The 23,170-nt window shown below is 65.1% G+C and carries 12 protein-coding genes and 1 pseudogene; 1 reads left to right on the top strand and 12 read right to left on the bottom strand.

Features of this window, described 5'->3' with window-relative positions; translation table 11 throughout:
* Positions 1-11 precede the first annotated feature (11 nt).
* The 9 genes and pseudogenes from U4960_RS08235 to U4960_RS08205 all read right to left on the bottom strand — a co-directional run bounded on the left by U4960_RS08235 (position 12) and on the right by U4960_RS08205 (position 17,175).
* Positions 12-3,044 (bottom strand): CHAT domain-containing protein, encoded by a 3,033-nt coding sequence (locus U4960_RS08235; RefSeq protein WP_324260174.1) that lies wholly within the window; start codon positions 3,042-3,044, stop codon positions 12-14.
* A 4-nt stretch (positions 3,045-3,048) separates the two neighbouring features.
* Positions 3,049-9,351 (bottom strand): beta strand repeat-containing protein, encoded by a 6,303-nt coding sequence (locus U4960_RS08230; RefSeq protein WP_324263056.1) that lies wholly within the window; start codon positions 9,349-9,351, stop codon positions 3,049-3,051.
* 1 nt (position 9,352) lies between these two features.
* The gene (locus U4960_RS08225) at positions 9,353-11,176 is read right to left on the bottom strand and encodes a ShlB/FhaC/HecB family hemolysin secretion/activation protein (protein ID WP_324263055.1); all 1,824 of its coding nucleotides are present in this window, start codon (positions 11,174-11,176) and stop codon (positions 9,353-9,355) included.
* 268 nt (positions 11,177-11,444) lie between these two features.
* Positions 11,445-13,310, bottom strand: a complete 1,866-nt coding sequence (locus U4960_RS08220) for a cation:proton antiporter (RefSeq protein ID WP_324263054.1) — start codon at positions 13,308-13,310, stop codon at positions 11,445-11,447.
* A gap of 27 nt (positions 13,311-13,337) precedes the next feature.
* Complete coding sequence (lpdA, locus tag U4960_RS08215; protein WP_324263053.1) at positions 13,338-14,750, bottom strand: dihydrolipoyl dehydrogenase; 1,413 nt, start codon at positions 14,748-14,750, stop codon at positions 13,338-13,340.
* A 47-nt stretch (positions 14,751-14,797) separates the two neighbouring features.
* Positions 14,798-14,971, bottom strand: a complete 174-nt coding sequence (locus U4960_RS16075) for a hypothetical protein (protein WP_416379116.1) — start codon at positions 14,969-14,971, stop codon at positions 14,798-14,800.
* Between the two features lie 151 nt (positions 14,972-15,122).
* Positions 15,123-15,467 carry an acyl-CoA thioesterase gene (locus U4960_RS08210; RefSeq protein ID WP_324263052.1) on the bottom strand — a complete coding sequence of 115 codons (345 nt, stop codon included), beginning with the start codon at positions 15,465-15,467 and terminating at the stop codon, positions 15,123-15,125.
* A gap of 75 nt (positions 15,468-15,542) precedes the next feature.
* A pseudogene (locus tag U4960_RS16070) lies at positions 15,543-15,686 on the bottom strand (helix-turn-helix domain-containing protein); the annotation flags it as partial.
* A gap of 25 nt (positions 15,687-15,711) precedes the next feature.
* A complete protein-coding gene (locus U4960_RS08205) occupies positions 15,712-17,175 on the bottom strand; it encodes a 2-oxo acid dehydrogenase subunit E2 (protein WP_324263051.1) in 1,464 nt (487 codons plus the stop codon).
* A gap of 143 nt (positions 17,176-17,318) precedes the next feature.
* Here U4960_RS08205 and U4960_RS08200 point away from each other — a divergent pair, with 143 nt between their 5' ends.
* A complete protein-coding gene (locus tag U4960_RS08200) occupies positions 17,319-17,771 on the top strand; it encodes a universal stress protein (protein ID WP_324263050.1) in 453 nt (150 codons plus the stop codon).
* Here U4960_RS08200 and rnr read toward each other — a convergent pair.
* The 3 genes from rnr to U4960_RS08185 all read right to left on the bottom strand — a co-directional run bounded on the left by rnr (position 17,768) and on the right by U4960_RS08185 (position 23,147).
* A complete protein-coding gene (gene rnr / locus U4960_RS08195) occupies positions 17,768-20,089 on the bottom strand; it encodes a ribonuclease R (protein ID WP_324263049.1) in 2,322 nt (773 codons plus the stop codon). The two genes, U4960_RS08200 and rnr, sit on opposite strands and share 4 nt — an antisense overlap.
* A 105-nt stretch (positions 20,090-20,194) precedes the next feature.
* On the bottom strand, positions 20,195-21,571 hold the full coding sequence (locus U4960_RS08190; protein ID WP_324263048.1) for a M20/M25/M40 family metallo-hydrolase: 1,377 nt from the start codon (positions 21,569-21,571) through the stop codon (positions 20,195-20,197).
* 31 nt (positions 21,572-21,602) lie between these two features.
* On the bottom strand, positions 21,603-23,147 hold the full coding sequence (locus tag U4960_RS08185) for an aminoacyl--tRNA ligase-related protein (RefSeq protein ID WP_324263047.1): 1,545 nt from the start codon (positions 23,145-23,147) through the stop codon (positions 21,603-21,605).
* Positions 23,148-23,170 lie beyond the last annotated feature (23 nt).

Here is a 23,170-nt window from a genome sequence, read left to right as displayed (position 1 = left end):
CATGACGAACCTTAGCGCTCCAACCTGATGGCCCCGTCACCGACGATCGCAAATGCCGACCAGTAAAACGGATGGGAAGTATCCGCCTCATCCATCAGGCTGATCTGCGATTCCCTGAGTGATGAAGCGGTGGCTTTGCCATCACCTGCCAGCAAACCGGAGACGAGCCGCTGCGTGGCGTTATAATCGTCCGGCACAGGCCAGTGGCTGGCGACAACTGTCCTCCCGCCGGCGCCGACGAAGGCACGCACCAGTCCATCGAGGGCAAAATCACCGCCGGAGACGACGCCGGCTTCCCGTGTTGCTCCGATCGTGGCGCTACCCGCCGTGTCGCAAGCGGAAAGTACCACCAGGTCGGCATCGAGCTGGAGCGAAAAGATCTCGGCGAAGGTCAGCAGGCCGTCCGAATCCGCTCCGCCGAAGGATGTCAGCAATGCCGGACGAGGCGGGCAATCCGCCTTGGGTGCAGTAACCAGCCCGTGGGTAGCAAAATGGACTATGCGGTAGTCTTTCAGGTCCGCTTTCTGCTTTATGGCATCATCGGTGAACGCTTCGCGCGCGATCACTTCGGTCTGCCCGGTGGCCAACCCGCCAAAGCGTGCTGCTGCCGTGTAGAGCTCTTCCGACGAAATCGGATTGGCCCAGATCGAGGGCGACCAAACACAGTCCTCTCCGGCCCCGGAAACAGAGCGCGTGCCATTGCCCTCACCCGGCTCACCGATTGGCTCATTCTGGCCCAGCCCGAGGTAGGACTTGCTACCGTTTGACTGGCGCGATGCCCGGACATCGCGAAATGCCGCTGGCGAAACAGAAGTGCTGATTTCCGAAGTCCGGCCCAGCCATGCCGTGCCGCGGAAGTCATATTCATCTCCGCCCCCGGCAACAGTTGCACGGTAACGCTCAACACTTGCGTCATCAGTTACCAGCAGGTTCATCGGGATCCGCAGCAAAGCCCCGTCAGGTTCGAACACGATGTGCCGACTTGCCGGAAGACGATCACCCAGGGCACTGAACAGCTTGCTGTAGAGGTCCCGCGAACGCTCGATATCAAACGGGAAAGTCAGCACTTCGCCGCCCTCGGTGATGGCTATGCTGGCCCGCAAGTCATCCACCGCTCTTTCCATCTGGGCAGGCGTAATCTCCGCACGATAAGCGAGGGCCTCATCTTTCGTGGCATAGACGACAAAGGTTTCGCGTTCGAGGTTGACCACCTTCACATAGGCCTCCCCATCCGCAAGGATGGCCCGCATCTCGTCAAGGCTCACAGCGCCGTCCGACACGGCACGGTAACGGGGATATTCCGCCAGCCGCTGCTGCACTTCCGCCTGTTCGACGAGCGACTGTTCCAGCCGCAGCGTCCGTTCAGCATGCAGCGCCGCAAGCTCAGGAGACAGCTGCCCCGGATTGCCCATTTCAAGGATCGAACCGCGAAGACGCTCGATGGCCCGGCCGACGTTCGTGGCTTTGCGGAACAGCTGCGACGCCTCGTCGCTTCCACCGGAAAGTTCGCGCGCCAGCACGGCCTGGGTTTGTGCGAGGCCCGGACGTTGCAACAGCTGGCTGGCAGCGAAAACGTCCGGTGCTGCATCGGCATTCGGACCGCCCCGCAGCAACAGACTGAAATAAGGCGAGAGCAGGCTGCGCAAGGTCGGCGCGGGCCGCCCATCCGCTTTGTCGACAATATCGCGATAGACAGCCAGTGCCTCGGCCTCCCGCCCGCTGCGGGCGAGGTAACCCGCCTGCTGGGCACGCGCGCTCTGCAGGACCGGCGAGTCCGGATAATGCAGATCAAGCAGCGCTATGCCTTGCTGATGGAGCATTTCCGAGTCGGCTCCCCGGCCGGACTCCTCGGCAAGCTCTGCAAGCTCTCCCAGAATCTGAGCCCTGAGCCAGATGACGGACGTCACCCTTCCGTCCCGCACGTCGGACAGTGTGTTTTCGGCAGCCTGCAGGGCAGTGACGGCGTCGGCCTCGCGCCCCATCAGGCGCAGCGCTGCCGCCCGCAGATAGTACCCCTGTCCATCGAGAAGCTGCGCTCGTTCCAGCGGGGAAAGACCAGCAGACGCATTGGCCAGGGAGGATGTGTTTTCTGCTGACAGCCGCTCTGCAAGATTGCCGCCAATGGTGAGTTGGCGCAGCTCCGCGGAATCGGGAAAATCGCCGGTCAGCGGCAGTTCCATGATGCGCAAGGCTTCCGGTCCGTTCTGCCGGTTGAGCGCGTCAAGCGCTTCATAATTGCGCAGCATCCGGGCCAGCACCGGGCTCGGCGCAGCCGATCCGCGGACAGAATTGAACAGCTTGAGTGCTTCGCTGAAGTTGCCAAGGTTGGACTGCTGAAGGGCTTCGTTCAGCCGTGCCTCAGTCAAGGTCGAACCGCCCAGTGAGCTGGCTGAGGCTGCAAAGAATTCAGCCGCTTCGGCAAAGCGGCCGCTGTTGCTGCGGCGGTAGGCTTCCGAAAGCGCCTGATCAGCCGAAATGGCCTGGGCCTGGGCACGCGCAAAGGCAGCGGCATCGCTCGCCTGGGTAAGCGGGATTTCCACTGTGCCGGCAACGATCCGGTCCGTCGCAAGGCTTGCGAGCCCGAGACGCAGCGCATCCTCGTAAGCCGCAAACCCGCTTGCCGCGAAAGTCCGATTTCCGGCTTCGCCAGCCAGCACCCGCGTGCGGATAATGCTGTTGCTATTGGTACAGGTCAGCGCACGCGTCCCGGCAAGCCCCTCCGGCTGCTGTCGGAGTTCCTGAGCGGCACATTGTGATCCGGCATCGACGAACCGGGTCTCCGCATCCCCGACCCGCTGACCGCGCACCACCCACAAGGTTCCGATCGGAGCCGATGCATCGCGACAGATGATCGAATAGCGCCGGTCGAAGATCCCTGCACCCGCTTCGGGTGCCATGATCTGCGCTTCGCACAAACCATTGGAACCGATCGGAAAGCTGTCGCGCAGGCTGATCGGCCGTTGCTGCTGGGCGGAAAGGGCTGCCGGTGCTGCGGAAGCGGCAAGGACACCCGCAAGGGCGGCGGCCAGTGAAATGCTTTTCACAGGATTATTCCGCACCTTCGTTCTCCTCGTCTTCATCGTCCTGATCATCAGCCGCCGAATAAAGCGAGCTGTCTCCACCGCTCATGACGCCGTCGTCAAACGTGCCCTCTTCGGCAATCGCGCTGGTTTCCACCAATCCGGGGAAGTCGACGCCGAATTCTGCGCTGGTTTCGTCTTCTGCGGGAGGCACTGCCTCTGCAGCTGAAGTCGGCGCTTCGACCACGGCGGGGTTATTGACGGGCGGGGTGGATTCGATGATTTCCTCCATCCCACCTACGCACTCCCCGGAGCTGATGTCGCAGTCGTTGAACATGCTCCCTTCCGCATAGGAGCTCGGGAAAGAACCGGTCCGGTTGAAATTCACCAGGTCGTAAAATGCCTCACCGATAACCAGTGTGCCGTCGGTGTTCCGCTTGGCACCGTAAGCAAAAACCGTGACGGGACTGGGCGATGACGAACTTTCCGTGAAGGCAGAGATCGACAAGATGCCGTCGCCGACAAGAATGCCGCCCTGTTCGTTCCCGGTTCCCGTATTGCGGACAAAGAGCGAATTGCCGACCCCGATGGTGACCGATCCACCGCGAAGGTAGCCCAGCGGATCATCGCTGCCAGCTGCGGCCGTCATCAATGCATCATTGCGGCCGGCGAAGCCGGGATTGGCCTGAAGATCACCGATCAGGTCAGAATCGCCGACCCAGATGTCGCGCGATGCGAGCGACAGGTTGCCAGAGGGATTACCCTCCGAATCGACCACGCCGATGCCGCCCGGGGTTACGACTTCAAGCCGCTGGCCCGCGAAGATCTCGAGCGAATCTGTCGGTGCGGTGTCCTGATACACCAGCAGCCCCTCGACCCTGATGATACCGGAAGTGAACAGGCTGACGGACGACGGGCCATCGTCGAGCGAGCCGATAATCGTCAGATCCCGCACCAGGACATCCGGTTCGTTTGCACCGAGGCCTGCAATCTGCGGTGCCGAGAAACTGACCGAGCCAGCCTCGATCCGTTCTGCTTCCACGCTGGTCAACGTATAGCCCGTTTCCTCGGCTGTGCCGCCGAGGATGGCAGTGTGGTTTTCATCAAGGGACGAAAGTTCGACCGTCACGCCCCCGATCCGGGCCCCGGGAGTAATGTCGAGCTCGCCAGACCTCAGCGCCAGTGACTGCCCGCCAAAGGAGATGACATTATCGTTGTCCCCGCTGAACGTAATGGTTCCGGGGGTTTCCAGCGTGATCGCCGCAGTCGGGGTGGTTGCATTGGGGCCGCCAATCAGCGCACCATTGGTGGCCGACACATCAATGCCGCCGGTCACGTTCACCGTGGCAGCGCCCGAGATCGGCATGGAGCCGCCGCTCACAGTCCATTCCATGACCTGCCCGCCGCCGCTGGCGGTTGAGCTGACATTGAGCGTTTCGAACGAGGCGACCGAACCGGTCGACTGGATCGTAACCTCTCCCGCAGTGTTGCCGGAGGCGCCGGTGGCGCCGTTCTCCAATGTCGCCAGTCCCACGTCGAGCGAAGATGCCCCACCGAAGTCTTCCAGGATCAGAGCGACACCGCCGCCTGCCGCAAAAGCGCCCCCAGCAGACGATGCCACCGATGAGAGGACCAGCTCCGCAGTGGTCACGTCACCACTGACCGCGCGAAGGACACCACTTCCGCCAAACGCGCCGCCACCCTGAAATGCTGTCGCGTTGGTGTTCAGGTCAAGTTTGCCAGCGTTTAGCGTGGCATTGCTCAAAACATCCACGATGGCCGGTCCACCTTCGGCATCAGCGCCTCCGGCGGAGTTCGAACCCACGTTCGGGTCGAGCCCGGTTCGGCCTGTGCTTCTCACGACCGTATCGCCAGACGTCTGGAAAGCGGCGTTGGTCAGCTGGATCGAAGCAGCTCCACCTGTTGCGCTGCCATGCGTACCGGATTGACTTACTCCCCCGCCGCCCGAGGCATCGACCGTTACCGCAGCGAGCGAAACGGAGCCGCCGGACATCAACAGGCTGGCATTACCACCAGCCGCATTGCCGCCCGTTCCGGAGACGCTGGATCCGCCAGAGGCAAATGACTGCACGGTCAAAGTACCGCCAGTCACGGTGCCATCAACAATCACGGCATTACCTGATTGCGGCCGGGCGTCGCCGCCGACTCCAGTGGTTGCTGCACCGCCTAGGCCGCTCGATCCGACAAGGAGCTCGGCCAGCCCGTTGGCGTCGGCAACGATATTGATGACCCCGCCCCCATCGACCACCAGATTGGCAAGTCCGCCGATTGCGTCCCCGCCATTCACTCCCTGGCCACCGCCATTCTGGGCCGCGATGATCGAGCGACCGACGAGATTTGCGGTTCCGCCGATCACTTCGAGGCTGGCAATGCCGCCCGAGCCGTCGCCACCGCTGCCAGTGCCGGAACCGTTGCCGCCTGCGCCACCCACGATTCCTCCCGGGAAAGAGGCAGTCAGGGTTCCGCCATTCTGAACGACGATATATCGCTCTCCACCGGAGCCTGCACCGCCGCTGATGTTGGCAGTCGGGCTCGCGCTCGATCCGCCCTGGGCAAACATGCTGAACAGGAGGGGGCCGCCGACGAGAGTTCCTCCATCCACATCGATGGTGCCAATCCCGCCCAGAGCCGTGCCACCAGCACCGCCCTCCACGCTGGAAGCCCCTCCTTGCCCTCGCCCCAGGAGCCGGACAAATCCGCTTGGCCCACCGATGGCCGGCAAAGTCACTGATCCGCCCGAGGTGGCCAGGATATCGATCGCACCACCAGTGCCGGTGCCGCCGATCCCGTCACCGCCATTGCTGTTACCGCCGATGCCGTTGGCGCCGAGCAGGGCAGACTGGGTGAAGATATTGTTGCCAGTCTGGGGCGAATTCTGAATCACGACGCTGCTGCCACTGTCCCGCGCTTCGATGTAGGCCAGGCCGCCAGTCCCGTTGCCCCCGTCGGCGCTCGTGCCGCTGCCGCCCTGGCCGCTGGCGACGACCTGGGCCGAACCGAGCTGCAAGGTTGCGCCGACCTGGGTGAGCAGAAATGCTTCTCCCCCGATACCGTTGCCACCGGTGAAATCCGCTGTCAGCGCGCCACCGCCAAAGCCGTTGGCGATGACAATTGCGTCGCCGCCAATCGTGGCTGAGCCTGTCTGTGCAGTGAAGTTGGCTATGTCGGCAGTTCCGCCAACGCCGTTGCCGCCGTTGGCATTGGTGGACAGGCCGCCAAAGCCGTTCGCCGTAATCAGCGCGTTCCCGGTTATATTGGTCGTTCCGCCCTGGAAGCCGATATAAGCATCGCCGCCGGTTCCCGCCCCACCTGCTCCGTCGAAGCCGGTCCCCCCGCTTCCGGACGCATCTGCTTCCAGTTGCGAAACGTTGGCCGTGCCGTTGTTTCCGGTCAGGAACCCGGCCTGCCCGCCCGTACCGTCACCGCCGGTCGCACCAAGGCCACCTTCTGCTCCGCCCTGCAAGGTGACGGTACCAGCCGTCACCGTACCAAGGCGCGAGGTCAGGAATGCATTGCCGCCGATCCCGTCACCACCGATGCCGGTCCTGATATCGAGCACGAGATCGGCCCCGCCTGCCCCGCCGCTGCCGGTCGCCCGCGCGGTTACATTGGTGAACTCGACCGACCCTGCCGACACCGACCCATCGCCTCCGCCCACAAACAGCCCGACCTGGGCGGTTCCGCCAAATCCGGTCCCGCCCTCGCCCCCGGCAAGGGGTCCGTCCCCTGCCCCGCCTTGTCCGCCAGAGCCGCTGCCGGTTGCCAGGACATCGCCCCCGAAGGACAGCGAGCCCCGATCACCCCAAGCCAGGACAAAGGCCCCGCTGCCAAAGGCCGGATCGGCCACGTTGGGAGTGGAGAGCACCCCGCCGCGTCCGTCACCCCCGCGCCCGGCTGCAATGCCCAGCGATTCCGCAGCGGAACCCCCGGAGCCGCCGATGCCATCGGCAACCAGGCCTGCACTGCCCGCAACATCAATGCTGCCGTCTTCGATCAAGGTGCCTTGCGCCTGGACAAAGGCGTTTCCGCCAATGCCTGCACCACCGGTACCTCCGTGGCCGAACACAGCACTGCCGCCGGTACCGCTGGCCGTGGCACTGACGCTGCTTCCGATGGTGATCGCACCGACCCCGGCAAAGGCTCCGGCGATGCCGCCGGTCCCGTCCCCGCCGCTGACCCCGTCGCCGCCGATGCCCTCAGCCGTTGTCGCGAAGAAATCGCCAACTGAAATTGAACCGCCAAAGGTCGACATCCGCGCGCGTCCGCCAATGCCGGCACCACCCGTCGCGCTGTTGGCATTGCCGCCCTCACCCTCGGCAAATAGCGCCACGTAGCCGGCGACAGCTATCGTTCCGCCATTGACATTCAAACTGGCCGAACCGCCGGTTCCGATGGCGCCATCGTTCAGGAGGCTGTCGCCGCTTTCGCCGTCAGCGGATATGGAAATGAAGTCACCGAGATTGAGCGTACCACCGTTGCGGGCCGCTGCAGAGGCAATGCCGCCCGTTCCCAGGCCCCCCGTATCGCCATCGCCGCCGTATCCCGAAGCATTCAAACCGGTTGCCAGAGCAATGTCGATCTGCGCCCCGCCATCGGCGTCGATGAAGGCATTGCCGCCAACTCCACCCCCGCCGTTGCCAATACTCAGGCTATCGCCGCCGTTTCCATTGGCGTTCAGGGAGACTTCTCCCGCAATCGAGATGGTCGCACCGCTGGCGGCGCTGATATTGGCGGTGCCCCCAAAGGTATTGACGGCCGTGCCGCCAAGGGGATTGGTGGGCGAAAGCGGATCGTCATTCGCCGAACTGTCCAGCAAGGCCTGGTTGCCGATGATCACGGATCCGCTGTTCTGTGCAAGGATTGTCGTCGTGCCGCCGGTCGCGTCTCCGCCAGGGCCGCCGACCGCAATCGCCTGCAGGTCAACCGCACCACCGACCTCGATCAGCCCTCCGTCGGTATTCAGGATAGCCGTCCCGCCGGTGCGGGTGCCGGCTCCCTCCAGCACATTCGCATAGGCGGTCACATCGCCACCCACCGACAGGGTCGAGCCGGTCAGCGCAAACAAATCAATCGTTCCGGCGGTACGGTCCGGCCCGGTGTCCAGTCCGCCTGACGTGGCGAGCAGCGAGCCGCTGATCGAAAGATCCGAGCCGTTGATCGCATGGAGACGAACAAGATTGCGCGCGCCAACCGTGAGATCGCCGTCAATCGAGAGCGGGCCGAGATTGGCAAAGGCCTGGAAATCGCTGCTCGCTGAAGCCGTCACGCTGGATGAGATTGCGGCACTGTCGATCGTGATCGATGCGCTGATGCCGTTGTCGGGTGCGATGACACTGCCGGTAACATCGCTACCGGCCGAAAGGATGATCTCCCCGTTGACGATGCCGGCGCTGGCGGCGGGCGAGAAGCCGAGATTGCCGGAAAACAGCATGGAGACCGGGTTGATCTGGCCCTTGGCCACGGCATAGATCAGATGGTTGTCGCCCGCGCCGGTGCTCGATGGCCCGCCGATGTTGCCATCAAGCGTCATCGCGGTGCCGACACTCGTTCCCACCGGGATAACGATGTCGAACAGGCCATTGCTGTAGGTCAGGTTGACCTGCTCGGCAGCGACATAGGCGTGGCTGCCGTTGATGCTGACATCGCCAAACACATTGACCTGGGCGGCGGCCGCAATGAAGAAGCTGTTCTGGGCCGTGCCGATGATCTGGGCGCCGGGATTGATGGTAATCCCGGCCGTTGTTCCGGTCTGGCCGATCAGGTTCAGCGACCCGGCTCCGACCGCGAAGTTGTTGAAGCTCGTCACGTCAGGATCGAGCGTCGTCAACATCAGGCCGCCGATGTCGAACACCGCGCTCGATCCGATCAGGAAACCGGTGGGGGAATAAAACGCCACAACCCCGCCCGCACCCAGGTTGCCAAGCCCGTCCTGCAGCCGCGTTATGACAGTGCCGTTCATTACTGCCACGTTGCCGTTGGTGGACGGGAGAATGCGGTTGAGAGCGGCAAAGCCGCCCTGCCCGGGGGCATCGAAGAAGGTCGCGGTATTGCCAGCGGGCAGGAAGTCGAGCGCGTTACCGGCAACGTCCTGCGCGGGGGTCCAGTCGATCACCACGGTCGGCGTGGTCACCTCGATTGAATCAGCACCCGGTATCGAACGATCGATATTGGCGTTTCCTTGCACCACCACCGGTGTCGCCTGAAAAGCCTGGGCGCTGGCGCGTTCCGGGGCGAGGAAAAGCGAAACGGCGAGCGCGCTGACGCCGCAGCCGAGCAGCAGGTGCGTACGGTTCTTGCAGACAACGGCCATGTCAGAAACTCCAGGGAAGCAGGCGGGCGGTCAGGGAGAACAGCAAACGGACGTCACCGCGTGAGGTGGCGAAATCCGGGCGCTTGAGCGGGACGGCAACCGAGAAGTCCCCCTGCAGCTTAGATCCGAGCACGGCCCGTATGCCGCCCCCGGCTGACCACAGCCGATCCGGGTTGAGCCCCTTGCGGCTGGGGTCCTCGTTCCAGGCCCAGGCCATGTCGGTGAAGACGTACGGCTGGATTACGGGTTTGTTGGCAGACTTTGGTGCAAGGCTGCCGTAGCGGATTTCAGCAGAAAGCCCGATGCCGCTGTCACCCAGAACCGCACCGGGATTGTAGCCCCGGCCGATCGAATACGTGCCGGCAGCAAACTCTTCGAAAGCCGGGAGAGCGTCGTCGCTCCACTGCGTTTCGGCAGCCAGCGCCACGGTCCAGTCTGGTGTGGGGCGGAACTCTGCTCCTACCTCTGCGCGGACCAGGAAAGGGGTGGAATCCGCCTCGATACGGCTTGGCGGGGCCTGACCTCCGACGATGCAACCGAGCGGATTGACGCGGCAATCGGGGCTGGCACCGAATATATCGATGCCGTGCCGGCCCTCGAGCGCAAACCGGAAACGCTTCCTTGGCTCATACGCCGAATAGCCATCCACGCGGGACACGCTCGCAGCATCGGTAAACTCGCCCGCAACCCGCGCAAACAATGTCCTGACCCGGTCCCTGGTCAGCAGGATCCTGTTCACGTCAACATCCTGATCGACATAGTCGAACCCGAAATCGGCCGCGACGCTGGCAGTCCGGCTGCGCCGCAAGGGATAGCTGGCCTGGATGGAGGCGAGCAGGGTTTCCGATTTGACATCGAAGCCGGGCAGGCCAATGTCTGGATTGGTCACGCTGTAGGTGACCGCACCGGCGAAGCGCAGGCCTTCCTTTCCTACCCTGAAATCGTGGCCCAGCTGGACTGTGTGCTGCTCTTCGAACTCCAGCGTAGAGAACAGCGCCATGGTAGTCCGGTCACCCATGCCGGTAATGTCATAGATCTCGCCGCGCAGCAGACCGCCAAACCGCCCGATCGCCCGCGAACCGTAGTTCTGGATATTGAGATCAAGCGAACCCCGCCGACGGATGACCGCAATCTCTCCGGTCAGGTCGCCGGGCGCGCCCCCTGCAGCTGGCCTGAGCGACAGGCGGACATCAACCCCTGGCAGGTCGTCCGCGAGCAGCAGATAACGCTCCGCGTCCCTGGTGTTGAACACCGGCTCATCTGTCAGCTGCTCAAGGTACGATGCGACGAGCCGCTCTGATGGTCCCGCCTCGCCACGCACCCGCAACGCGGTCAGGCGGCCGAACACCACCTGGAAATCCGCCACCCCGTCACTCAGGTTCTGCTCGGGAATTTCGACTGTCGCCAGATATCCTTGCTGCTGCAGCGCCGTGCTGGCCTTGGCGCGGATGTCGCACAGCGCGGCGAGCGGCAGCTCACGCCCCAGATAGCCTGCGTAACTGTCAGCCAGGGAAAGGCCCGGAACGCGATCGAGTCCGCCAAATGCAACGCCGGAAAGGGTGAGGCGGATGTCTGCGTATTCGGCCCGGTCCAAGGCACAGGGTGCCCGCTCCATCTGGCCATCGATCGTCAGCGTTGGGCCCTCCTGCGGGCGTATCTGACTGGGAGGGATGAGTTCATCGCGGGTCGGCGGAACCAACGCCGCGGGCACGGTTTGCGCACTGGCAGGCATCGTGGGTATGGCCAGAGCGATGCCCACCAGTGCGGTGGACAGCAGATGGCTCGATTTTGGATGGGCCACCCGTGGGCCTGTTGCCGCAGCCATGCTGCGCGACGCGGTAAATCCTGACAAGGTCGTCCCCCAACGCAAACCCCACTTCGCGCCCTGCGGCACGAAGCAATACTTGCGACCCTGTCACGGCTTTCCGGTTCGGCACCCCCCAAAGGCACCCCCAACTGCGGGCATCCGACTCCGGCTGCCCCCATCCCGCACTTAAGGAAATATAGGACTGTGAGGCGATTGCAAGGTTACCGTCTCATTTCTCGATTTTGCGGTAGGCGTATCCTGAATCGTCCGGGGGAATGCTGCCCGGCTATCGGCCCCGCTTCAGGATCTCGTCCATCTGTGCCTGCAGCACCGGGTCCCACTGAGCCTGCAACTCGCGCACCCGCGCGATCAGCGCCTCGTTCTCGTGGTAGGGGATATCGAGGCGATAATGCTCGGCAATCGACCGCATCGAGCTGCGATCCATGGCCTCGAAGGCGTCGGACATGGCCTGGGCCTGTTGACGGTCGATCCCGAGCGCCTGATAGGCAGACCGGCCCATGCGGACCGAGCTGTCATAGGTTTCGCGGATAATGTCGCGGCACCCGTAGGACCACAGCTCGAACACATGGTTGCGGTCGATCGCGCGGGCCGTGACGTGCAGGTTCGGGAAATTGGCGAGAGCGTACTTGACCAGCTTGTCGATCTGCTCCCGCTCGTCGAGCGCCACGACCAGCAATTTCGCCCGCTCGATCCCGGCCGCATGGAGCAGGTCAGGCCGGGTGGCATCGCCGAAGTAGCTGCGGAAGCCGAACTTGCGGACGATTTCGAGATGGGCGGAATCGTAGTCGATCACTGTGGTCTGGAACCCGCCGGCCTGCAGCATCCGGTCGACGATCCCGCCCATCCGCCCGCGCCCGGCGATGATGACCGGATGCTCTTCCTCGATCCTGTCCGCGTCCCGCGCCGCGCCGCCGCAGTACATCCGCGCGATGACCTTGTCATAGACGATGAACAGCAGCGGCGTGGCCAGCATGGTCAGCGCTACCACCAGCAGAAGGAGGTCGGCGAGGGGTTCGGCAAACACCGCGTTCGCCACCGCAAAGGCAATCAGGACGAAAGCAAACTCGCCCGCCTGGGCGAGCGAGAGCGCCACCAGCCACCCGGCTTCGCGCCGAATGTCCGCCAGGCGCGCAATCGCCAGCAGGATGAGCAATTTCGCCGCAATCACGACTGCGGCCCAGAACAGCACTTCGGTGTACCGCTCCGATGCCAGCACGAAGTCGATCCCTGCGCCGACCGTGATGAAGAACAGCCCCAGCAGCAGCCCCTTGAACGGTTCGACATCGGCTTCCAGTTCGTGCCGGTACTCGCTGTTGGCCAGCACCACCCCGGCGATGAAGGTGCCCAGCGCTGGCGACAGGCCGACGAAGGTCATCAGCAGGGCAATCCCGATTACGAAGGCCAGTGCAACGGCGGTAAACAGCTCACGCAGGCGTGCCGTGGCGATGAAGCGGAAGACCGGGCGGGTCAGGTAGTTGCCGATCAGAGCCACCAGGGCCACCGCGCCGACCGTGGTGACCCCCGCCAGCCAGCCCGGCATTCCCTCAGTCAGGGTCCATCCCCCGCCGTGGCCGTGCCCACCGCCGCTGCCGCCATTGTGCGCCAGACCGGCCAGTTCCGGCAGGGTCAGCAGCGGCAGCAGGGCGAGGATCGGGATGACCGCCACGTCCTGGAACAGCAACACCGAGAAGCTTGCTTCCCCGCCTTCGCTCCGGAGAAGGCCCTTCTCGGTCAGCGACTGGACCACGATCGCGGTGGACGAAAGCGCCAGCACCATGCCCACCGCCAGCGCCGTCTGCCACGCCTGGCCCCAGGCCAGCGCCACGGCTGCCAGCACCAGCGTGGATGCGACCACCTGGCCGCCGCCCAGCCCCAGCAGCCGCCCGCGCATGGCCCAGAGCTTCTTCGGCTCCATCTCCAGCCCGATCAGGAACAGCATCATCACCACACCGAACTCGGCGAAGACCTGCAGCGCTTCGATGTCGACCTTCAGCGCCAGCAGGAGCGGGCTGATCGCCATTCCTGCCAGCAGGTACCCCAGCACGGAGCCGAGCCCGAAGCGGGTGGCGAGTGGAACCGCGACGATACCCGCAACCAGGATCATGAAGGCGATCACGAGGAAGTCGGTCATGATCGCGCTCCCCCCTCGCCGCCGGCCCTAGAAGTGCAGTGCCCGCCCGTAGGCGCTGAGCACGCTTTCGTGCATCATCTCGCTCAGCGTCGGGTGCGGGAACACCGTCTGCATCAGCTCCGCCTGGGTTGTCTCCAGCGTCTTGCCGACAACGTAGCCCTGGATCAGCTCGGTCACTTCCGCGCCGATCATGTGCGCGCCGAGCAACTCGCCGGTCTGGGCGTCGAACACGGTCTTCACGAAGCCTTCCGCCTCACCCAGCGCGATTGCCTTGCCGTTGCCGATGAAGGGGAAGTTGCCGACCTTGACCGCGTAACCGGCTTCCTTCGCCTTGGCCTCGGTCAGGCCGACGCTTGCGATCTGCGGATGGCAGTAGGTGCAACCGGGGATGTTGCCCCGGTCGAGTGGATGCGGGTGGACATCCTTGTTGCCCAGCTCCTGCGCGATCGCCTCGGCGGCGGTCACGCCCTCGTGGCTCGCCTTGTGCGCCAGCCATGGGCCCGGGGTGCAGTCGCCGATGGCCCACAGGCCCTTGGTCATGGTCCGGCCATAGGGGTCGATCTGGATGAAGCCGCGGTCCATCTCCACCAGTGTGTCTAGGCCCAGGTTCTCGGTGTTGGGCACGATCCCGATGGCGACGATGCAGTGGCTGAACTCGGTCTCGCTGACCTTGCCGTCCTTTGCCTTGATCCTGGCCTTCACGCCCTTGTCGGAGACCTTCAGGTCTTCCACCCCGGCCCCGGTCATGATCGTCATGCCCTGCTTCACCAGGCTCTTCTCGAGGAAGGCGGAGACGTCTGCGTCCTCCACCGGCACGACCCGGTCGAGCATCTCCACCACGGTCACATCCGCGCCCATGTCGTTGTAGAAGCTGGCGAACTCGATCCCGATCGCGCCGCTGCCGATCACCAGCAGCTTCGTGGGCATCTCGGGCGGGGTCATCGCAGTGCGATAGGTCCACACCCGCTTGCCGTCCGCCGGGGCAAAGGGCAGGTCGCGCGCGCGGGCGCCGGTGGCGACGATCACGTGCTTGGCGGTGAGCGTCTCTTCACCCTTGTCGCTCTTCACCGTCAGGCTGGTCGGGCCGGTCAGCGTGCCCTCGCCCATATGGACGGTGATCCTGTTCTTCTTCATCAGGTGGGTGACGCCCTGGTTGAGCTGCCTGGCCACCCCGCGGCTGCGCTTCACCACCGCCTCCAGGTCCGCCTCGATCGTTCCCGCCACCATCAGGCCATAGGCGCTGGCATGGTCCATGTAGTGCTTGATCTCGGCACTGCGCAGCAGCGCCTTGGTCGGGATGCAGCCCCAGTTGAGGCAGATCCCGCCGAGCAGCTCGCGCTCCACAATCGCGGTCTTCAGCCCCAGCTGCGCGCAGCGGATCGCCGCGACGTAGCCGCCGGGGCCGCTTCCGAGCACGATTACGTCGTATTGGTCAGCCATGGTTCGTCTCACTCAGCCTTCGTTTGGTCGCAGACATGGACCACTTGTTACACAGTCCTGGCGAAGAAAAGTTGCCCGCTCGCGGGGGTGGAGAATGCGGGGGTGCGGTGAAGAGGATCGCGAAGGCCATGCCCCGCTTTTGCACATTTCCACCCCGCCAATCGGTGCGACCGAAGTGCGGACCACAACCGCCGCTCCGCCTCAGTCGGCGCTTTGCGCATCCGCTTGGCGAGGCCGAGCAAGTCGCGCTCGCCCCCTCTCCTTCCCACCGCTGCGCGGCGGGCCCCTTCCTCTCCCGCAAGGGGAGAGGAGTTATCTTTCTTCCCCCTCTCCCCTCGCGGGAGAGGGCCGGGGAGAGGGGGTTGCAACCCGTCAACCACGTGCAACCCCATCTACCGCGCGCGGACGGTCATTCTCGTCGAGCAGGACGAACTTGAAGGTGCCTTGCGCCACTTTGGTCTCCGCTTCACCGTTACGCTCGCGCCCCACGGCTTCGGCGGCGATGGTGAGCGAGGTGGTGCCGGTGGCGGTCACTTCGCAATAGACGCTCAGTTCATCGCCAACCTGCATCGCGCCGGGAAAGGTGAAGTCGCTCGCGTGGACCACCACCGCCTTGCCCCGCCCCGTGCGGCTGGCGAGCGAGCCTGCGCCCAGCGCCATCTGGCTCATCAACCACCCGCCGAACACCCCACCATAGGGGTTGAGGTCGGTCGGCATGGCCGTGACCCGGATCTGAGGGAAGCGCGTGGCATTAGAGGGGCATTCGGAAATCAAATCTGCCGGTTCGATGCAAAGTGCAGCTGACAGCTTTTTTATCATACTATGCGTCAGGTCTCGCTCTCCGCGCTCCAAGTAGTAAATGTGTTGGTCTGAAACTCCGGCCATTTCGGCAAGCGATTTGCGAGTCAACTTCTTGACTTCGCGCCAGTATCTCAACGAACTGTTAGGTTGGTCCGCCAATTCAAACCACCAGCCCCATCGGGTTCTCCACCAACTGCTGGAATGCCTGCATCAGCGCCGCGCCATCCGCACCATCAATCGCGCGGTGATCAAACGAACCCGTCGCGCTCATCACGGTGGCGACGCCGAGTTCGCCGTCGATCACCCACGGGCGCTGTTCGCCGGCGCCGACCGCGAGGATCATCGCCTGCGGCGGGTTGATCACCGCGTCGAACTGCTTGGTGCCGAACATGCCGAGGTTGGAGAGGCTGGCGGTGCCGCCCTGGTATTCGTGCGGCTGGAGCTTGCCGTCCTTGGCCTTGGCCGCCAGTTCCTTCATTTCGGTGCTGATCTGGGCCAGCCCCTTGCGGCCCGCGTCGCGGATGATCGGCGTGATCAGGCCGCTGGGCGCTGCGACTGCGACGGAGATATCCTGCCGCGAATAGCTGAACAGCTCGTCGCCTTGGAAGCTGACGTTGCACTTGGGCACCCGGGCCAGTGCGCGGGCAAGCGCCTTGATCAGCAGGTCGTTGACCGACAGCTTGACCCCGTCCGGCTCCAGTGACGCGTTGAGCTGGCTGCGCAGCTTGAGCAGCGCATCAAGGCGCACGTCCACGGTGAGGTAGATATGCGGGATGGTCTGCTTGGCTTCGGTCAGGCGGCGCGCGATGACCTTGCGCACGTTGTTGAGCTTCTGCGCTTCGTAAGGCGCATCGAGATCGCCGCCGAGCTGCGCCACCTTTACAGGCGCGGAAGCGCTTGCGGAGGCTGGGGCCGCAGTCGACTGCGCGCTAACGCCTGAGGTCCCCGCCTGCGCGGGGACACGCACGGCTTCGGCCAGGTCCGCCTTGACGATCCGGCCATTGGGGCCGCTGCCCTTGAGCGTGGAGAGGTCGATCCCCTCCTGTGCGGCGATCCGCTTGGCGAGGGGGGAGGCGATGACTCTTGCTCCATCTGAGTGAGCCCCTGCCGAGGCGGGGGCCGCAGTCGGTTGCGCGCCGACGCCTGAGGCCGCCGCCTGCGCGGGGGCTCTGGATGACGAGGCAGGCGCGCCCTCGACATCTTCCTTGGTGATCTTGCCGCCCGGGCCGGTGCCGGTGATCGAGGCGAGGTCCACGCCTTTCTCTTCCGCCAGCTTGCGCGCCGAGGGTGTGGCGGCGGGACCGGCCGAAGCAGGAGCAGCGGCTGGTGCAGGCTCAGGAGAAGCGGCTGGTGCCTCGCTCGCTGCGGCGGAACTATCCTCGCCCTCGCCAGCCAGCAGAGCAATCACCGTGCCGACTTTCACGCCCTCGGTGCCTTCCGGCACTTCGATCTTGGTGATCACGCCTTCGTCGACCGCCTCGAACTCCATCGTCGCCTTGTCGGTCTCGATCTCGGCCATGATGTCGCCGGAGCGGACCGTGTCGCCTTCCTTGACCAGCCAGCGGGCCAGGGTGCCCTCTTCCATGGTCGGCGAAAGGGCGGGCATCTTGATCGGTGTCGGCATGATGGTGGCAGAGTCCCTCTGTCTTACGTAGCGTCATTCTCTGGCCAATCCGGCGGCCAAGGGCAAGGTTCTTGCGCCGAATACGATTTCAGCGGATAGCGGGCCGGGGATAAGGGATTTTCCGGGGGACTTACGAAAAGCCGATGCGCGTTTACCTCGTAATTCTGGATGAAACCGACGAAGGGCGCAAGGCGCTGCACTTCGCCAGCCGGCGCGCTGCGGCGAGCGGCGGGGCGGTCCATATCCTCGCGCTGGTGCAGCCGCAGAGCTTCAACGCCTTCGGTGCTGTGCAGGCCACGATCGAGCAGGAAGCGCGTGACCGGGCCGAAGTTCTGGCGAGCGCGGCAGCGGGCAACCTGTTCTCCGAAAGCGGCAAGATGCCGACCATCTCGGTGCGGGTGGGCGAAGGGCAGGCGGTGATCAAGGCCTACCTGGCTGACCATCCCGAAGTGGCCGCGCTGGTGCTGGGCGCCGCGCCCGATGGCACGCCGGGCCCGCTGGTGACGCACTTCTCCGCTCATTCGGGCACTCTGCCCTGCCCGCTCTATGTCGTGCCCGGCACGCTGAGCGACGCCGATCTGGAGCGGCTGGCCTAGCGCTTCTTGCCCTGGTGGCGGATATTGCCGGGGCGGCCCCGTTTTCCCACCGGCGGCTTGCCCGACGGCGGCCTGCCGCTGGGCCCGCCAGCGGGCCTGCCACCGGGCCTGCCTCTGGGCTTGGCCGCGATCCGTTCCCCGCGCGGTTCGATCCGGCCTTCGCTGTCGGGCAGCTCGAACTTGAGCGCGCCGGTCAGCGGGTTGGCTTCGCCCAGTCGCAGCTTGAGCCGGTCGCCCACCGCGTAGCGGGTGCCGCTGTCCGCGCCCACCAGCATCCGGGCCGCCTCGTCATAGCGGTAATACTCGTTGCCCAGCGTGGTGACCGGGACCAGCCCGTCGCCGCCCAGCGCCTCGATCGTGGCGAAGAAGCCGAAGCTCTGCACCCCGGTGATGCGGGTGTCGAACACCTCGCCCACACGCCCGGCCAGCCAGGCGGCGACATAGCGGTCAATCGTATCGCGCTCGGCCTCCATCGCGCGGCGTTCAGCGGCGCTGATCGCTTCGGAGACCTTGGACAGGTCCTCCCGGTCACGGTCCGACAGGCCGGTTGACTCCGGGATCGGCGGCTTCGGTTTCGGCTGCTCCAGCTTGAAGGCATCGACCAGCGCGCGGTGGACCAGCAGATCGGCATAGCGGCGGATCGGCGAAGTGAAATGCGCGTAACTCGCCAGCGCCAGCCCGAAGTGCCCGGCATTGGCGGGGCCGTAATAGGCCTGGGTCTGGCTGCGCAGGACGGCTTCCATCACCTGCGCCTTTTCCGCCTCGTCGGTCACGTCCTTGAGCATGCGGTTGAACAGCCCCGGCGTGATCACCTGCCCAAGCGCCATCGAATGGCCGAAGGTCTTGAGGTAATCGCGCAAGGCGACCAGCTTCTCCCGCCCCGGCGTCTCGTGGATCCGATAGACGACCGGCGCAGTCTTGCTTTCGAGCGCCTTGGCCGCCGCGACGTTGGCCGCGATCATGAAATCCTCGACCACCCTGTGCGCATCGAGCCGCTCGCGCACCGCGACGGAATCGATCCGGCCCTGCTCGTCCAGCACCACGCGCCGCTCTGGCAGTTCCAGCTCCAGCGGATCGCGCGCGGCCCGGTCAGCAGCGAGCAGCTTCCACGCGCCCCACAGGTTCGTGAGGTGTTCGGGTGCCTCGCCCGCATCGACCTGCGCCTGCGCATCCTCGTAGGCGATGTTGCCGGCAATCCGCACCAGTGCGCGGGTGAAGCGGAACTTGGTCACCTTGCCTTCCGGCGAAATGCGCAGGTGGCAGGCCATCGCCGCGCGGTCCTCGCCCTGCTTCAGCGAGCAGACGTCGGCGCTGAGCACTTCAGGCAGCATCGGCACCACCCGGTCAGGGAAATAGACCGAGTTGCCGCGCTTCCTTGCCTCGCGGTCGATCGCGCTGCCGGGGCGGACGTAGAAGCTGACATCGGCGATGGCGACAATCGCGCGGTAACCGCCTTCGCCATCGGGCTGGGCCCAGATCGCGTCATCGTGGTCACGCGCGTCGGCGGGATCGATGGCGACGATCGGCAGCCCGCGCAGGTCTTCGCGGGTCTCGGCGCTGAGCGGCAGTTTCGCGGCCAGCGCGGCTTCTTCCAGCGTGCCTTCGGGCCAGACATGCGGGATGCCGTGCTTGGCAATGGCGATCAGGCTGAAGCTCTTCGGCAGGAGCGGGTCGCCCAGCACCTCGACCACCTTGACCCCGGCGCGGGGGCTGCGGCCGGCCGGTTCGGCCATGACGAGCTGGCCTTCTTCCGCTCCGCCAAGGTCGGCAATCGGACTCGACTGGCGCACCCGCTTGTCGACCGGCGCGAGCCAGCCCTTGCCGGTCCGGTCGATCTCGACCACGCCCATCAGGCCTTCGGTGCGGGCGGGCAGCTTCTTCATCGGGTGGGCGATCCAGCCCTTGCCCGCCTCCTCCGTGCGCGCCAGCACCCGGTCACCCACCTTGAGCGCGGCGATCCGCCCCGGCCCTTTGCGCTGCTCGATCACCCGCAGGCGCGGCGGCGGCACGGCATCTTCCGGGGTCCAGGCATCGGGAATGGCGAAGGCTTCGCCATCGTCGATCTCCAGCACGCGCAGCACGGTGACCTTGGGCACCCCGCCCATGCGGTGATAGGCGGTTTTCTTGCCGTCGATCAGACCTTCCTCGGCCATGTCCTTGAGCAGCTTCTTGAGCGCGATCTTCTCCTGCCCCTTGAGGCCGAACGCCTTGGCGATCTCGCGCTTGCCGACGACACCGTTGGCAGTCTGGATGAACTGGAGCACCTGGTCCGTGGTGGGGAGGCCGGGTGCGGGTCTGCTAGCTGGGCGTTTCGCCATCGTTTCTGCCTATGCGTCCCGTGCGCTGGTGTCGAGCGGTCAAACGCGCGAAGCACCGCTTCGTTTCGCCCGCCAGCAGAGCGAAAGCGGAAGGTTTCCGTTACGTCAGGAAGCAGGCGCGGCAGGAATGGGTGCAAAGGCCCCGGCCGGCACACCGCTGGAAACAGGACTGCACAGGTCGTCAGCGGAACAGGCGCTGACGCCGAAGATCCAGTCGTCACCCCGTACCCCGGCAAGGATCGCGGCATAGTGCGGCGCCGGGCCGGCGTCGTCGGCACCCACAGCCGGGATGCGCATGACCGGTTCAGGCCACCAGGCCGGCTCATCCGTGCGCCGCTGCCAGATGACATAGGTCTGCGCTCCGGCGACGGCATCCCACGACACTTCGGTGTCGGTACTCACCGCTGCTGCCACCTTGACGGCGGGCGGCATGGGTGTGCGGGTGAGCCGGGCCAGCGCGCGGACATTGAGCTGGGTCACCTTGGCGAGATAGTCAAAGTCCATCTCGTCCACGGTGTCGCCATAGGTCACACCGTCTTCATCGCGCAGATCCTGGTGCTGGTGGTCATAGTCCTCCACCGCCACGGAGAAACGGATTGCGGGATAACCCTTTTCGAGGAAGGGGATCTGGTCCCCACCCCGCCCCATCCGGTCGGTCCGCCAGATCTGGCGCACATCGAGACCGGACGGAAACTCCCCCGCCAGCCCGTCGAGCCAGCGCGACAGGTTGCGCCCGGGGCTGTCGTTCTCGCCCCCGTTGCGGCGCTGGTCGGCGCGCAGGGCGTCGGTCAGGTCGGCGCGCGGCCCTTCGGAAAAGACGCGCACGTGCACCGGGTCGCAATAGCCATCCGACCCGCAGGAATTGCCCACGATATCATTGTTGAGCACGGCCTTGACCTGCCAGCCCTGCTCCGCGGCATAATCCGCCAGCAGGCGGCCGCCATGCAGCCCCTGCTCCTCGCCGGAAAGCAGCGCATAGACGATCGTGGTCGGGTGCTTCTGGCGGGACAGCGCGCGCGCAGCCTCGATCACCAGCGCCGTGCCGGACCCGTCATCGTTGGCACCGGGCGCATCGCTGGTGAAATCCATCACATCGGTAACACGGCTGTCGATATGGCCCTGGACGATCACCACTTCGTTGGGCCGCTCTGTGCCGCGCTGGATTGCCACCACGTTGCGCAAGCGGGTCGGCTGCGGGATGCGGGCCCCCTCTACCAGGCGTTCCGGCACGACCACTTCAAGGCAACCCCCGCATTGCGCCGAAATGCCCTGGAAGGTCGCTTCGCCCCACCGGATCGACGCGCCGATCCCGCGCGTGGGATGGTCCTGTTCCGACAGGGTATGCCGGGTGCCGAATGCAACCAGCCGCTCGACATCGGCGCGCAGACGCTCAGCCGAGACGGTTGCGGCGGGATCGTCCTGCGCGGCGGCAGGCGCGGCCAGAGCTGCAAGGGCGGTGAACGGGAGAAAGAAATGTTTCATTCCCCCTTGGTGCCGCCTCGCAGACCGAAACTCAATAGGCGCGTGCCACGAGAATTCTCTCCACTGCCGGATCGCCCGTAAACAGGCAGGCCCCGTCAGCCGGAAGCGCACCCCTGGGCACGTTCCGGACCGTCAGCTTCAGAGCCTTGAGGCGCTCGACCACGGCATCCAGGGCTGCGCCGGTCGGCTTCGACCACTGCACTTCGACCCAGCCGGGATATTTGCCCGAATTCTCGAAGTGGTCCGCCAGGGCCTCCATGGTGGTCACATCGCGGCGGATGTTGCTGTCACGCCGCAAGCGGGCCTGCTCGAACAGGATATGCTGGATATTCTCCAGCACGGCGCCGATCCCGCTGGCGCATTCCTCGCGGGAAGGTGCGGTGAAGGCCGGCTTGCCGGTCGCTTCGTCCCACAGGGCGTCGCGGCGCAACTGGCTGACCACGCCATTATCCATGTCCCGTCCGCCGACCTCGATGACAACCGGCGCACCCTTGCGCACCCAGTCCCACCGCTTGGCCGCCGCCTTGCCGGGCTTGACGTCCAGCAGCACGCGAACCTTTTCGCCCAGTGCAGACTGCGCGGCGATGGAGGCGCGCAACTGCTCGCAATAGGCGATCAGCTCGGCATCTTCAGGCTTGTCGCGCAGCATCGGCAGGATGATCACCTGCCACGGCGCGATGGCAGGCGGCACGCGCAGCCCGTCATCATCGCCGTGGGTCATGATGATCCCGCCGATCAGGCGGGTGGACACGCCCCAGCTGGTGGTGTGGCACAGCGTCTGCTGGCCTTCCCGGTCCTGGTACTTGATCCCCGCCGCATGGGCGAAGTTGGTGCCCAGGTAATGGCTGGTGCCGGCCTGCAGCGCCTTGCCATCCTGCATCATCGCCTCGATCGACCAGGTCTCGACCGCGCCGGGGAAGCGCTCGTTCTCCGGCTTTTCCCCCGCGATGACCGGCAGGGCCAGGTCTTCCTCGGCGCAGGCGCGGTACATTTCCAGCGCGCGGTGGGTTTCTTCCAGCGCGCCCTCACGGTCTTCGTGGGCGGTATGCCCTTCCTGCCACAGGAACTCGGTCGTGCGCAGGAACATCCGCGTGCGCATTTCCCAGCGGACCACGTTGGCCCACTGGTTGGTCAGCAGCGGCAGATCACGCCACGACTGGACCCAGCGCGCCATGGCATCGCCGATAATCGTTTCGGATGTGGGGCGCACCACCAGCGGCTCTTCCAGTCTGGCTTCGGGATCGGGGATCAGCCCGCCCTTGCCATCGGAAATCAGCCGGTGGTGGGTGACAACCGCCATTTCCTTGGCGAAGCCTTCGACATGAGCCGCCTCGCGCTCGAAATTGGCGAGCGGGATAAACAGCGGGAAGTAGCAGTTCTGCACGCCCGCCGCCTTGATCCGGTCATCCATCAGGCGCTGGATGCGTTCCCAGATACCGTAGCCCCAGGGCTTGATCACCATGCAACCGCGCACCCCCGATTCCTCGGCAAGGTCGGCGGCGGAGATGACCTCCTGATACCATTGGGCAAAGTCATCGGCGCGCTTGCTGGTCAGCGCATGGCGGATCTGGGACACTGGTGGGTTTTCCGTACGATAAG

It is taken from the genome of Altererythrobacter sp. H2 (assembly GCF_035319885.1).
Lineage (GTDB): Bacteria > Pseudomonadota > Alphaproteobacteria > Sphingomonadales > Sphingomonadaceae > 34-65-8.
Note: the sequence above shows the minus strand (reverse complement) of the source record. Positions and strands in the feature narration are given on the sequence as shown.

Bases quoted from the DNA above. Each gene is read 5' to 3' on its own strand.
- U4960_RS08230 (WP_324263056.1), bottom strand. From the start codon at position 9,351: ATGGCCGTTGTCTGCAAGAACCGTACGCACCTGCTGCTCGGCTGCGGC.
- U4960_RS08225 (WP_324263055.1), bottom strand. From the start codon at position 11,176: ATGGCTGCGGCAACAGGCCCACGGGTGGCCCATCCAAAATCGAGCCAT.
- U4960_RS08220 (WP_324263054.1), bottom strand. From the start codon at position 13,310: ATGACCGACTTCCTCGTGATCGCCTTCATGATCCTGGTTGCGGGTATC.
- lpdA (WP_324263053.1), bottom strand. From the start codon at position 14,750: ATGGCTGACCAATACGACGTAATCGTGCTCGGAAGCGGCCCCGGCGGC.
- U4960_RS16075 (WP_416379116.1), bottom strand. From the start codon at position 14,971: ATGCGCAAAGCGCCGACTGAGGCGGAGCGGCGGTTGTGGTCCGCACTT.
- U4960_RS08210 (WP_324263052.1), bottom strand. From the start codon at position 15,467: ATGCCGACCGACCTCAACCCCTATGGTGGGGTGTTCGGCGGGTGGTTG.
- U4960_RS08205 (WP_324263051.1), bottom strand. From the start codon at position 17,175: ATGCCGACACCGATCAAGATGCCCGCCCTTTCGCCGACCATGGAAGAG.
- U4960_RS08200 (WP_324263050.1), top strand. From the start codon at position 17,319: ATGCGCGTTTACCTCGTAATTCTGGATGAAACCGACGAAGGGCGCAAG.
- rnr (WP_324263049.1), bottom strand. From the start codon at position 20,089: ATGGCGAAACGCCCAGCTAGCAGACCCGCACCCGGCCTCCCCACCACG.
- U4960_RS08190 (WP_324263048.1), bottom strand. From the start codon at position 21,571: ATGAAACATTTCTTTCTCCCGTTCACCGCCCTTGCAGCTCTGGCCGCG.